Below are 14155 nucleotides of genomic sequence, written 5' to 3' on the forward strand. Positions count from 1 at the left end.
CCAGGCAGGGGCTTCGCTAGTTATAAGGAAGAAGCCTTCCCTTTTATCTTAGATTAGCCAATCGTTACCGTGCAGTGCTTTGTAGCATTCTGGCCCGGCAGGGTGGTGTAAACGCCCGTGCTCTGGCCCGGCGCGCCAATGGCATAGACTCTGTAATAATAGTCGTTGCCAACCTTCGCCACGAACTGCGTCTTGAGCACATCGCCGTTGCCGGCCGTGAAGCTCGGCACCATGTTGTTGCCGTTGACGACCGTCATCTTGAAGCAGTATGCGCTGCCTCTCTTCAAGGTGAAGTTGACCGTCGTGTCGGAAACCACATAGGCTTGTGCGGATACGCTCTGGCTTGCAGAGACAATGCCCGCTGCGCCGTATGCGTTGCCAACGTTCGCGGACGTGCTGCCGCTGTTCTTCGAGCCCGTGGAGGTGCTCTTCTCGACCAGGCCGTCGATGCTGTTCTCCAGCGCCTCGACTGCGTCTGCAACCTCTTCTTCGGTCGCTTCTGCGTCGTTCAGGACTGCCTTCGCGGTGCTCAATGCGGCCTTCATCGTTGCCACGCTCTTTGCCGTGTACTTATTGGTGTTGATCGCTTCAGCTTCCCCGATCAATGCTTCCAGAGCATCCTTATCCGGGATCAGGCGCAGGGCGGAGATCGCCGCTGCCAAATCTTCTGCTGCGGTATCCACCGCATCCTGCGTTGCGTTTTCATTTGCCAGGACAGTTTTTGCCTCTTCCAGAGAGGTCTCAAAGCTCGTCCATGCGTCGTTCTGGATGTACTGGCCGGCGTTTTCAACAATGCCGTCGCCCTTGGTGACCAGCGCTTCCAGCTCGGTGACGTCTGCGCGGTAGACCAAGCCATAGATGGCGTCATACAGCGCATCCACCGCTGCGGTGATGTCCGCTTCCAGGACCTCTCCATCGTCCAGCAGGTCTTCCGCCGCCGCATACGCTTCGTCCAGCGCTTTCAGGCTGTCCGGCGTAAACAGGTCGCGGTTGATGGACTCTGCGATCTCCATCGGGATCTCCAGCTGGCTCTTGTCGCCTGCGGCAAAGCTCAGGTAGTGCAGCGCGTCGATCAAGTCGCTCCATGCGGTGTTGATCTCGTCCTGCGTTGCGGTCTTCTTTGCTTCGACGTCCTTCGCCGCCTGCAAGGCTGCTTCGTACTTCTCTTTCACGGACGGTACAGCTTCCGCTGCTTCGTCCGCACGGCCTTCTGCAATCTCGATGGTCGTGCGTAGGATCTGCTTGTTCACCACGGTGAAGGAGAAATCCAGCACTGTGTCACCGCTGCCCATCGTACCCTCATAGATATAGGCCGTGGTATCGGTGTCTGCATCGAACACAACCGGTTCGCCGTTTACAGAGATTGCCGCAAATTCCTCGCCCTCTACGCGCGGGGTAAAGGTCAGCGTATAGGAAGCATCCTTTTCCATTGCTGTCTCATAGCGGCCGATCAGGTTTGCAATGGTCATGTCTTCGCCATCCACGGCCAGCTGTGCGCTGGTGGGATACGTAACAATCAGATCGCCCGGTTCTGCTGGCGTGTCGACAGCCGTAAATTCGAACCAGTTCAGGTTCAGGCCGCCGGTCGTCATCAAGACCTTAACCTTATATTTTCCCGCCTCGAGATACACGCGCGGGCCTTCTCTGGTCACCCAGTTCTGCCAGCCGCCGGTCCCGCCGGTGGTGAAGGATGCAAACGTCTCGCCCTTGATCTGCATCACGAACGTATACTGCCCAAGCGCATCCTGCCCACTGGAAATTCGGGCCGCAATGTCATAATAGCCGGATTTCTGGATCTCGATGTTATAGATGGCATATTCGCCCTTGTCGCAATAGCCCAGGTTGCGGCCGCCATCCTCATCCGATGTGTTTTCGGGCCGCATGGTCCCCGAAATGCTGGCATACTGATCCGCGGCCTTGATCCGGGTTGTTCCCGAACCGACTGGGATATACTCCGACTCCATGCTGGTGTCGAAGCGGAGATAATCAAATTTTGCCGTCAGATGGTCGCCGTCCACAGAGCCATCGGAGGCCAACAGGCCAATCTTTGGATCGGAATAGTTTCCAGAGGCCGAAGCCCCCAGATCATAATAGGTCTCGCCGTCCACGCTGATCGCACCGGTATAGGTGTTCCCGCGCTTGGAGAGCTTCAGATACATGACGTTGTCCGTCACCAAGTCGGCCAGATCCTTGCTGGCAACCAGCTGGCTGTGGGTCCCGTTGCTCTCCTGCGAGAGGAAGAAGTTCGCGCCGGGACGCTGGGCGCTGCTGCTCTCATTGTATTCCATGCGGAACGTGATGTAATTGTCCTCGTCCTGCATGACGATCATGCCGATCTCTTGATAAATCCGATGCGGTTTCTGGTCAAAGGTCACCTTGGTATAGGCATCCCAGTTGCCGGCGGCCGGCTGCGTCACATAGTTGCACAGGTTGTCGTTCGTCTGGTACAGGTCGCCCATCTCTGTGGTGATGCACAGGGCGCCGTCCTCTAGCTTGAGGTTTTCCGGATTCGGGCGGTTGACGGTCCAGAAGCTTTGCAGCTCGGTACCATCGAATTCATCGCTCCGCGGCCCCTGCGAGAAGCGGACCGTATAGACAAACGCCTGATCCGGGGATTCGCAGCGGATGACGGCGAGATGCGTATCGGGATCATAATCGACGGTATAGGTCACGCCTTCCGGCACGTCGGCTGTGATCTCCGGGATGGATGCCATATCCTCCAACAGGACGGAATAGTCCGTGAGGGTGGATTCAAACTCCAGGATGGACTCTCCATTGACCTGGATGTCATCCGCATACGCATAGGTCGGGTTCTCAAATACCGGCGGAAGCCCCGCTTCATCGGTAAAGATCACTTTATAGATGCGCTCTTCCATGCCCTCGTTGGCATAGATGACTGCAATCGGGTTCTCCTGGGTTGCCTGGACCACCTGGACGTCCACGCCGTCCGGCGCTTCCACGGCCACTTCGGGGATTTCTACGCCCTCGTTCAGTTTGGTATAGACTTCATAGTCCAGCACCAGCGGGTTGAAGATGCGGATGGCGCGCCCGCCGACCGTCAGGCTGCTGATCATCGGGTCGCCCGGCTCGCTCTTTTCGACGCTGAACCAATGCTCGCCCGGCTCATAGGGGCTTACATAGTCCAAATCATACATGCGTGCGAACGCTGGGGACTTGATCAGGCAGTTCAGCACATTGATCGCACTGCGCTGCACTTCGCCAAGGGTCAGCACACCGGCGTTGACCGCATTGACAATGGAATCCGCTTCGTCCGCCACAGGCATCGCAATGTCGTTCTGTGCGCGGACCATGGCGGCCTCCTGGCGGAGCAGGCCGTCCTCGTTTTCGTTGGCCCACCAGTCGGTCATGACCATGCCGTCAAAGCCCCACTCGTTGCGCAGGGTCGTGGTGCACAGGTCATAGTTGGAAGCGGCCCAAATGCCGTTGATCTTGTTGTAGGAGGTCATGATGGTACCGGTGTTTCCATCGCGCACCACAATTTCAAAGCCCTTGAGGTAAATTTCACGCAAGGCACGCTCCGAAACGCGGGAGTCGTTATTATTCCGGTTCTGCTCCTGGTTGTTGGCCGCAAAGTGCTTCGGTGTAACCACAGCGCCGCTCTTCTGCACGCCGCGGGTTGCCGCAGAAGCGATCACGCCGGTGAGCACAGGGTCTTCAGAGAAGTATTCAAAGTTGCGGCCGCAGAGCGGGTCGCGATGGATGTTGATGCCAGGCCCCAACATGCATTCCACATTGTTGAGCACCAATTCCTGGCCGTGCAGGGTGTGCAGCTTTTCCACCAGCTCGGTGTTCCACGTGCAGGCCATCAGCGTGCCGATGGGCAGCGCCGTCGCCAGCTCGCCGTCGTCCATGCGGATACCGGACGGTCCGTCCGCACAGCAGCCGATCGGGATACCGAACGCCTTGAGGCTGTCCGTCAAACCGCCGAACGCGGAAGCCGTGCCCGGGGTGACCTTCGGGCTGTTCATGCCCTCGCCGCGGCACAGATAGGCGACGTCCTCCAACGGGAGCTGCGCCACAAATTCTTCCATGCTGATATCACCGTTATAGACATCCAGAAGCGTATAGCCCTGGTCGCCCGTCGGTTCGATCGTCTCCGGCAGGTTCGCCTGGATGCGCTCGTTGACGTCCACTGTGCGGGTGGGCACCGGCTCCATCTCCATGACGATGTTGCCCTCTGCATCTTCCGTTGCAGCCATGCGCTCAAACGCATGGTCCGGGTCCACCGCCATGACTTCTTGGAGCTGTTCAACCACGCGCAGCTCCGGCTCCGTATGGGTGTACACCACGTCGCAGTCGCGCACGGATGTGCCCACATAGACCGGATAATCGCCCTCTTCCAGTACATAGGCGGACTTATGGCCTGTCTTGCCTGCATCGTCATAGGAAGCCATATGGTCGATGTCATAGGAGATGGTCATCTCCTGGGAATCGCCTGGCTGCAGGAGACCGGTCTTTGCAAAGCCCGCTAGGGACTTCGCCGCCTTACCCAGCTCTCCCTGCGGCGCGCCGTAGTAGACCTGGACAACCTGCTTGCCCTTATAATCGCCCGTATTCGTTACGTTTACGGTGATTTCAATCTTGCCGTCCACTTCTTCCACGGAGGTGGTTTTCACGGTGAAGTCGGTATAGGTGAGGCCAAAACCGAAGGGATACAGCACCTTATCCGGCGCAAACGTCTCAAAGTAGCGGTATCCCACATAGATGTCCTCAACATAGTTGTTGTACTCATTATTGCCGAAGTTCCCGGCGGAAGGATAATCCTCATACGACGTAGCGATGGTATCGCTCAGCTTTCCGGAGGCCGGGACATCACCGCTGACAACGTCTGCGACCGCCTTGCCGCCTTCCATACCGCCGTGCCAAACGTACATCACGGACTCGACGCCGTACTCTTCCACCCAGCTCATGTCGATGATATTGCCGACATTCAACAGGACGGCCACATGGTCAAATTGGTTGGTGACCTTTTGGATCATGTCGCGTTCGTCGTCGGTCAGGAGGAAGCTTCCCTCCGTGTTGCTGGCGTCCTTGCTCTCGCCCGCAGTGCGGCCGAGCACGATGATCGCCTTATCGGATTTGGAAGCTGCGTCTGCAACCAGCTCTTCGGTCACGGGCATTTCCGCCTGGCTCCAGGGCTCGGTCCAATCCCCGATGCCCACCGGCGGGTTCTCCGCGACCCAGTCTTCATAGACTTTCGCCAGGTCCTCGTTGACATGGATCTTCGGATTTTTGCGGAAGCCATCGAGGATGTTTGTCACGTGATCGACGTTTACCTTGCCGCCGGAACCGGTGCCGCTCTTGAAATAGTTGATTTGAATGCGTCCGAACACCGAAACCGTTTCATATGGCTTCACCGGCAGGGTTTGGTCCTCGTTCTTCAGCAGGACCGCGCCCTCCGCAGCCGTCTGCCGGGATAGGTCGGCCAAACCGTCCACCGTTTTGGCCGAGGCCGTTGCAAACGGCAGGCAGGAGGTAATCATACATGCGCTGCACAAAATGGCCAGCGTCCGTCTCCATGGCTTTTGTCCGAAAGTTCTCTTTTTCATTCTTGCACTCCTCTCCACATGAAATTCTTTCCTATTCCAAAAAAGATCCCCTACCCTCCTTTCATCCGATAAATAACATTACCGGAATTCCTTATTTTTCCAATGTCTTCCGAAACTATTAAATCATTTTCATAAACAATTGTCAACTAGTTCAGAATATTTATATAAAACGATTAATAACCAAATCTCTCAAAACACGAACGGGGAAAACAGGCCAACAACTGCACCATGGCCTGCGTGCCTCCCGACGCGTTCCATGCATCGCAAAAAAACAACCGGCTGCCACATGGTTCGTCATGTGACAGCCGGTTGTTTGGTGATATTTTTCAATGGAATCGAAATTCCGTTATACTCCCCCATCCGAAACGGCGGCGGAAATCCCCTGTGCATGGAGCCAATCCTCCCACTTCTGAAGATTGTCCTCGTCGGCCAAGAGCTGATACCGCAGCATGGGTTCCTCAAACGGCACGCCGCATACCTGCGCGCGCAGCGCATACTGCTTCAACAGCTTCCAAACCACCGGGCAATGCTCTTCCACCAAGCGTTCGGTCTCCGCATCCGCAAAAGAGGCCTCCTGGAACGCAGGGATGTCCTCCAGTTGGCAGGCCGTCTCCCAATCGGGCAGGTCGCAGGGGTATTGCCCCAATTGGCTGGTCATCCAACTGGCCAGCATCACTTCCACATCGGCGACATCCTCCAGGGCGCGCTCCTCTGGGTAAGCGGGGTCTGCATCTTCCCACATGGGCAGCAATTCCTCCGACTGGAACCAGCGGTTGTAGACCTCTCCGCCGTCCTCCCCCAGCAGTTCCGCCAAGAGCGCCGCAGGCGAGAAGTCCTCCCCGCCCTTTTCCAAAACCGCACGCAGCACCGCGTCCTTCCCCCCAGATCGCTCTTCCGCGCGATCCTCCACCAGCTTGACCACCAGTGGCGCCTGGATATAATGCAGGAATTCCGTCCGTCCTGCGGATTCCGAAAGATCCGCCTCGTCCATGGGCGCAAATGAGAAAAGGGCCGGGTCCTTTATTTTGATCGTCAAATACCGGTTAAACAGGGAGTTGAACTGCCATTCAGGGCGGATATCCAGCACTTCCCGCTGTGCCTCCGGCAGCGCTCCCATGGAGGCGTTCTCATAATAGGTCGCCAATCCCTCGTAAAACCAGAGGTTTGGCGCGGCATGGAAGGTCTGTGTCGGGACCGCATGGTCGAAATAGGCGTGGAACATGCGATGGCTGAGCAATTCCCAGTCCCGCCGGTCTGCCGCGTCAAAGGTTGCGCATACACTGTGCACCCCCGCTCCGCCGATCACGTCCCCTTCCTCTGTTGGCAAGAGGATGATCTGATACGGCTGCTCCTCTGTGCCGAACCGCTCCGCATAGTAGGCGCGCAGGGCGGCGATGCCGGAGGCGACCTCCTGCGGAAATTGCCCCTCTTCCCCCGCGACCCCATAGACCGCCGCACCGCCGGTCTGCTCTGCGGGAAAGTATTGCGCAAAGTTCCCCATGGCAAAAGCGTCGTTGTTGAGGTTGTAGGCGTCCGCCCAGGTCACATCCTGAAGCTCTTCAAAGGGCAGGATGGCCGTCCAACCCTCCCGCGCCTTGAGCGAGACACGCAGTGAGCGCACCACCGCCTCATCCTGCGGGAACCCGTCCTGATAGTATTCCATCGGCAGGAGCAGCGCTTGGCCGCCGTCGAACACACAGTATTCCTCCTGCACCATCCCCCTTTGGCCATGCTTCCCAGAGGCTCCCAACGGCACCTGATAGACCAGTGAAACGTCGGCCCCACGCCCCAATTCAAACGTCAGGAAGTCCTCCGTCTGATGGGCCGGCAGGCTCACTCCATCCGCCCCCGTGCACGATTGTACAGTCACATCCTTATCCCCTATATATAAGGAAACGGTTTTCCCTCGCGATAGGGGGGAATTATGTACTTCCAGCACAACCTCCAGCGTATTGGCCTTTACCTCCGGGGCCGATACCGTATAGTGGAGATCATACTTTGGATCTACCACGCAAACGGCCACGATTGCCGCCGCCAAGATTGCCAAAATGCCCCCAAGCGCAATCCATCTTCCTTGATGTTTCATAGTTCCTCCTCAACAGGGGGGCGTTCCCCTGTCCATTTGCTGTTTATAAGTGGATGATATGGGATATTTTATTAATTTTTATCTACTTCTTTCAAGTAAATTATCCATTTTCCCAAAGGAACCCCCCTGTATTCAAAAAATGTTCCCCTACTTTTTCCAAGGAGGTTGCTTGTATAATATTGATAAGAGGAATTTACCAATTCTTTCAAATGTGTACCGCTATCGCGTGTTTTTTATCAAACTGCATAGATTTTTTGCGCGGCAACTTTTTGGAGGTGTAACTTTTATGAAAAAGAATCTTTTGATCGGCGGCTGCGCCGCATTGGTTTTGGTGGCGCTGTCCGCGTTTGGCCTGTGGCATACGCAGGGGGATGCATCCTATCATATGGACCCCGACCTTGCACAGTTCGGCGTTTCCTACACCGTGGAGCCTACGGACATCGAAAGCAAGATTGTGAGTGTTTCCATAGAACTGACGCCGGACAAGCTTTCCCCCGACCGGATGTTTTATCTGGATATCGGCGATGTGGAAGCGTCGGAGCCGGTTTGCACCGATGCGGACGGCACAGAAATCGCCCTGAACAATTTGGGAAGCGCCTGGGAGATCGGGCCTGTGTCGGAGGACTGCGAATCCGTCGTTTTCCAATACGACGTCAAGCTCGGGGAAAATACCGGCGTGGATTTCCAGGTGGATGGCGACCTCTATGAGGATCTGTTGGCCTTCCAAGGGAAAAAGGTCCTGATGATGCCGCTGTTTGACTCCAACAACCTGACGCATATGGAAAAGTACATCAGCAGCGTTTCCTTCCAGCTTGCGGGGGGCTCCGACTGGAACGCCATCATCCCCTTTGCACCGGCGAACAGCTCGGAAAAATCCTTCCAGCTGGAACGCCCCACCTGGTACGACTATTACGACCTGATCAATTCCAGCTATTGCTTCGGCAGTTTTGAACCGCTGAACCTGTCCTCCGGCGGGGAAAACGCCGTATTCTACCTGGACAGCGCCATCCGGGAAAGCGCCGAGCTCAACGACCTGAGTATGGTCATTTCCTTCTACAATTATTATACCGGCGTATTTGGCAGCAATCTGGACAAGCCGGTGGTCCTGCTCCGCACCAACGAGGACGGCGAGAGCACCATCCTCTCCGGCGTCGGCGGGCAAAGCGCGGCGATCTCCCTCTCGATGTACACGCCGGATGCATGTCAGACCATGTCCCGCACCCTATACCATGCCTTCTTCGACAGCAAGGTCCATGCGCGCAACCTGCATTACCAACCGAACGAATGGCTGTATCGCGGCCTGGGCGACCGGTATGTAAACGCCTCCGCAGAGGCGCTCCCCCAGGAGCTGAAGGACCTCTACGGCATCCAGGTGCAGGACGATCTCAATGCCCGCTACATGAAATATCTGTTTATCTCCTTGAAAGACCCCGTCATGGCCTCCCTTTCCTCCGATATGGAGGGGTCCATGGCGGCCGGTCAGGAGGACTTCTATTTCAATGTGAAGGTTCCGCTGATTCTGGAGACCATTGAGAGCTTCACCAGCCAAAAGCAGGAAAACGCACTGCTCCACTACCTGATGGAACAGCCCCAGCGGCAGGATGTGAACATCTCCCGCCTGATGCAGGACCTGCTGGGCGACAACGAGGAGATGGTGCGCGCCTACTTCTCCGGGACCTCCTTTATCCCCAATTACTGGAACCTATCCGCACAGAACTGGAGCGCAGAAGACACGGTCAACCTTCTGGCCGGCTATGAAGATACCCTCTCCACCCTGTTCGATCAGCAGTATGTCCTTTACCCCTATGACCCGGTGTTCCTCATCAAGACCGACCGGTTGAACCAGGAGATCGAAGAGCGCGATCTGTCGTTCGCCACGCCGGAAGTGGAGCAGCTGGTCAAGGATTACTCCGAAACCCTGTACCTGCTCCTGATGCAGAACGCCCTGCGCGCCGACCTCTGCGGCATCGACGACCCGGGCGCGGCAGGCGTAAAAACCGAACTCAACTCCCAGGAAAACGGCCAGATCTGGGCCGATTATGTAGCCTCCGTCGGCATGGAGGAATTGGTTTGAGCTGACAAAACATCGCCATCCGATGTTTGCAGATAGTTACAAATGAAGCCCTCAAGTTTCCCCTTGGGGCACAATAACATGAAACGGAAAGGAGCGTGCATAACCTATCGGGAATGTATCCAGCATCTTTAAATACTATGCCGTTGCAGGCGGCGCTGAGGCCATCCTGCTGGCGGCAAACGGACCGGACGCGGTGACCGCAGCTCTGGAAGAAGCAGACGCCGCTGGCGTGAAGATCGTCTATGTTGACTCCGCAGCAGATTTCCCGGGCGTCCAGACCCTCGCAACCGACAACAAGGCCGCTGGCACCATCGCAGGCGAAGAAATGATTAAGGCTCTTGAGGCCAATGGCATCACCGAAGGCAAAATCGGCATTGTCAATGTAAACGCAGCAACCGCTTCCACTGTTGCACGTGAAGAAGGCTTCCGCGCAGCATTCGAAGGCACGAATTTTGAACTCCTCGAAACCCAGTACGGCGACGGCGACGCAGCAAAGTCCAAGGACATCGCTGCAAACTACATCACACAGGGCTGCGTGGGTATCTTCGGCGCGAACGAAGGCTCCACCGTCGGCACCGGAAATGCCATCCAGGAAGCTGGCCAGACCGTTATCGGCGTCGGCTTTGATAAGTCCGACACAATCCTTAACCTCATCAAGAACGGTTACATCCTCTGCACCATGGCGCAGAACCCGGATGTGATGGGCTATGAAGGCATCCAGACCGCTGTTAAGGCGTTGGAGGGCGAAGATGTCGGCGAAGAATTCATCGACACCGGTGTTTCCGTTATCAACAAAGACTCCCTTTAATTCTCTTCTTTACCCTATATATCTTCTTCTCTAATCCTCTTTTTAACTTTCCTTAAAGGCGGCTTCCGCAGGCGGAGGCCGCCTTTTGTTCCAATTTAATAGGAGGGATATTATGTTTGCCATTGGTGTGGATATCGGCGGCACGAAATGTGCCGTATGTCTCGGCCGGCCGTCGGAAAACCATGTAGAAATTGTCCACAAATGCCCCCCACATGCGACTGCCTCTGTCTCCCCGCAGGAGATGGTCCGTCTGTTGGCCGCGGATGTCCGTACATGCATCGCCCTTTCCCCGGAACGGCCAGTTGGGATCGGCATCAGCTGCGGCGGCCCGTTGGATAGCCGTACGGGACGCATCCTCTCCCCACCCAATCTGCCGGGCTGGGACGACCTGCCCATTGTGGACGAGCTCCAAGGACGCACCGGGCTCCCCGCCTGGCTTTGCAACGACGCCAACGCCTGTGCGCTGGCGGAATGGCGATTCGGTGCTGGGCGCGGCTGCTCCAATCTGTTGTTTCTCACGTTCGGAACCGGCCTCGGCGCGGGATTGATCCTCAACGGGCGCCTCTATACGGGGGCTTGCGACATGGCGGGAGAACTCGGCCACATCCGCCTTGCGCAGTATGGCCCCGTCGGATATGGAAAAATGGGTTCCTTCGAGGGATTTTGCAGCGGCGGCGGGATCGCACAGCTGGCCCGGCTGTTTGTAATGCAGGAGCTACAACAGGGGAAAAAGCCTGCCTTGTGCCCAAGTATGGACCAATTGGGTTCCATCACGGCTGCGGACGTGGGCCGGGCAGCGCAGACGGGCGACCCGCTTGCCGTGTCCATCCTTCAGGCTGCCGGCGAGCAGCTCGGGAAGGGGCTTTCCATGGTGATCGACCTGCTAAACCCGGAACGCATTGTGTTCGGAAGCATCTTCGCCCGCTGCCGGGAACAGCTTTGGCCCGCCGCTGCGCGTGTGATTGCAGCTGAGACGCTCCCCGCTGCGCGCGCCGCCTGTACGGTGATCCCCTGCGCGCTTTCGGAATCGGTGGGGGATATTGCCGCACTGACCGTCGCCCTCTATTACCAAGAAAAGGAGAACCGTCTATGAATACACGCACGCAACAAATCACCCAAGAATTCTATTCGCTTCATCCCGACTTGAACTTCTTGCAGGAAGAGCTTCTGAAAACCTTCCAACTGCTCTCCGACACGTTTCGTACAGGCGGGAAATTGCTGATCTGCGGAAACGGCGGCAGCAGCGCCGACAGTGAACATATTGTTGGAGAGCTGATGAAGGGATTCCTGCTCAAGCGCCCGCTTTCGATTGGGAAAAAGGCGGCCTTTTCCGAATTATTTGGAGCGGAAGGTGCAGCGATCGCAGATGCTTTACAAGGGGCGCTCCCTACCATTTCCCTTTCAACGCATACCGCATTAAACACCGCTTTTGCGAATGATGTAGAGCCCAGCCTGATCTTTGCACAGCAGGTACTGGGGTATGCGCAGCGTGGGGACGTTCTTTTGGGAATCAGCACATCGGGCAATTCCAAAAACGTGTGCGCTGCCGCAATGACGGCCCGTGTCTGCGGGGCAAAAGTGATCGCCTTGACCGGCCAAGGCGGCGGCCAACTGGCCAAGCTGGCGGACCGGGCGCTTATGGCGCCGGACACACGTACATTCCGTGTCCAAGAATATCACCTTGCCATCTACCACTACCTTTGCGCCGCGATCGAATCCGAACTCTTCGAACAGTGAGGAATCCGATTCAGGAATGTTCATAGAAAAGGGAATGTAGGTGCGAACCAGAAGCGCACAAAAATTCACTGGCCGGTTCGCACCTATTTATGTCCAATCAACACACAAATTCTTCTTAAAATACCCGTACAAGCTGAACGGATCTTGTGTTTTATTGGATATTATGCTTTAATAGGAATAGAAAATGGATGAATTTCTCGTCCATTTTTGCTGTCGCCACCCGCGAGGGTGGTGTGGATTGAAATTCGATCGCGTCGATACTGACGCCGGGGATTTTGGTCGCCACCCGCGAGGGTGGTGTGGATTGAAATGTCGACGTCCGTGACCCACGGGTGATTTTGAAGGTCGCCACCCGCGAGGGTGGTGTGGATTGAAATAAGAACGGGAAACTGGTCTGGATATGGTGTGAAGAGTCGCCACCCGCGAGGGTGGTGTGGATTGAAATCTTTAGTCCGTGGCGTCTTCTGCGGTTCCGGCGTTGTCGCCACCCGCGAGGGTGGTGTGGATTGAAATACCGGGTAGGCCCACGGGCTGAACTGACTGGCGTTTTGTCGCCACCCGCGAGGGTGGTGTGGATTGAAATAAGAACAGCGCGTCCCAGGCATACGGGACCGCCAGTCGCCACCCGCGAGGGTGGTGTGGATTGAAATAATCGAAAAACGCAGAGCTGTTTACACAATTAGCACGTCGCCACCCGCGAGGGTGGTGTGGATTGAAATTTTTACCCGCTCGAAAAATGCTTCTCTATCAAGTAGTCGCCACCCGCGAGGGTGGTGTGGATTGAAATCGGATCAGGAAGATTGTACATCTCTTGAAGAGCAGTCGCCACCCGCGAGGGTGGTGTGGATTGAAATAACTGGGTGAAGCAGAACAAAACCGGCGCCGGCGTCGCCACCCGCGAGGGTGGTGTGGATTGAAATGCTTGAAGACATATCAAATGAATTTGAAGAGATGTGTCGCCACCCGCGAGGGTGGTGTGGATTGAAATAAACGTGATTACTTTTTGATTTGTAACAAAGTTGTCGCCACCCGCGAGGGTGGTGTGGATTGAAATTGGATGGTCTTTTACAAACGCGTCAATTTGAAAAGTCGCCACCCGCGAGGGTGGTGTGGATTGAAATAGAGCAAAATAGTTTTCCAGGGCGCTACCGCAATGGTCGCCACCCGCGAGGGTGGTGTGGATTGAAATCCTGAGGTCGGCTCCCTGGAGGTCGGCTTCCCGGAGGTCGCCACCCGCGAGGGTGGTGTGGATTGAAATCCTGAGGTTGGCTCCCTGGAGGTCGGCTTCCCTGGTCGCCACCCGCGAGGGTGGTGTGGATTGAAATCCTGAGGTCGGCTCCCTGGAGGTCGGCTCCCTGGTCGCCACCCGCGAGGGTGGTGTGGATTGAAATCTTTATAATTATGAGCGGCCAGCGGAACCTAACGTCGCCACCCGCGAGGGTGGTGTGGATTGAAATGCAACAAGGGTTAGACCCAATTAACATGGATTCCGTCGCCACCCGCGAGGGTGGTGTGGATTGAAATTCCTCCTGAGTGGTACACGTAAAAGACATGAAAGGTCGCCACCCGCGAGGGTGGTGTGGATTGAAATCTGGGCCGTCTGGGCGGTGTTGTTCGCCCCCAGGGTCGCCACCCGCGAGGGTGGTGTGGATTGAAATAATGATCCCGACAAAGAACTGGCCGTCGGCGTCCTGTCGCCACCCGCGAGGGTGGTGTGGATTGAAATCCTCTAATCGGTGGTGGCTGATCTGTTACAAGTTCGTCGCCACCCGCGAGGGTGGTGTGGATTGAAATACGGTCAGGAGTTGGAGATCAGCAACACAATTACGTCGCCACCCGCGAGGGTGGTGTGGATTGAAATTTTTAGGATAAATCCGCAT

General features: G+C 56.4%; 6 protein-coding genes and 1 CRISPR repeat array (1 of these 7 running past the window's edge). Of the genes, 4 read left to right on the forward strand and 2 right to left on the reverse strand.

From position 1 onward, the window contains the following. Nucleotides 1–53: 53 nt before the first annotated feature. Nucleotides 54–5570, reverse strand: coding sequence for a glycoside hydrolase family 3 C-terminal domain-containing protein (locus I2G69_RS05370; RefSeq protein WP_195560370.1), 5517 nt, complete (start codon nucleotides 5568–5570; stop codon nucleotides 54–56). A 346-nt stretch (nucleotides 5571–5916) separates the two neighbouring features. Beyond that, the gene (locus I2G69_RS05375) at nucleotides 5917–7656 is read right to left on the reverse strand and encodes a hypothetical protein (RefSeq protein ID WP_195560371.1); all 1740 of its coding nucleotides are present in this window, start codon (nucleotides 7654–7656) and stop codon (nucleotides 5917–5919) included. Nucleotides 7657–7942: 286 nt separating this feature from the next. Between I2G69_RS05375 and I2G69_RS05380 the strand changes: the two genes are divergently transcribed. The 4 genes from I2G69_RS05380 to I2G69_RS05395 all read left to right on the forward strand — a co-directional run bounded on the left by I2G69_RS05380 (nucleotide 7943) and on the right by I2G69_RS05395 (nucleotide 12275). Then, nucleotides 7943–9730 carry a hypothetical protein gene (locus I2G69_RS05380; protein ID WP_195560372.1) on the forward strand — a complete coding sequence of 596 codons (1788 nt, stop codon included), beginning with the start codon at nucleotides 7943–7945 and terminating at the stop codon, nucleotides 9728–9730. A 124-nt stretch (nucleotides 9731–9854) separates the two neighbouring features. Continuing rightward, nucleotides 9855–10538: a substrate-binding domain-containing protein gene (locus I2G69_RS05385; RefSeq protein ID WP_442858885.1), complete on the forward strand. Its 684-nt coding sequence runs from the start codon at nucleotides 9855–9857 to the stop codon at nucleotides 10536–10538. A 112-nt stretch (nucleotides 10539–10650) separates the two neighbouring features. Beyond that, the gene (locus I2G69_RS05390; RefSeq protein WP_191395908.1) at nucleotides 10651–11631 is read left to right on the forward strand and encodes an ROK family protein; all 981 of its coding nucleotides are present in this window, start codon (nucleotides 10651–10653) and stop codon (nucleotides 11629–11631) included. Further along, nucleotides 11628–12275 (forward strand): D-sedoheptulose-7-phosphate isomerase, encoded by a 648-nt coding sequence (locus I2G69_RS05395; RefSeq protein WP_191395909.1) that lies wholly within the window; start codon nucleotides 11628–11630, stop codon nucleotides 12273–12275. Before I2G69_RS05390 ends, I2G69_RS05395 begins: the two co-directional genes overlap by 4 nt. Before the next feature lie 212 nt (nucleotides 12276–12487). Further along, nucleotides 12488–14155: direct repeats of the CRISPR family, unit length 33 nt; unit sequence GTCGCCACCCGCGAGGGTGGTGTGGATTGAAAT; it runs 1262 nt beyond the window's last position.

Source organism: Anaeromassilibacillus sp. D41t1_190614_C2, assembly GCF_015558525.1.
Classification (GTDB): domain Bacteria; phylum Bacillota; class Clostridia; order Oscillospirales; family Acutalibacteraceae; genus Anaeromassilibacillus; species Anaeromassilibacillus stercoravium.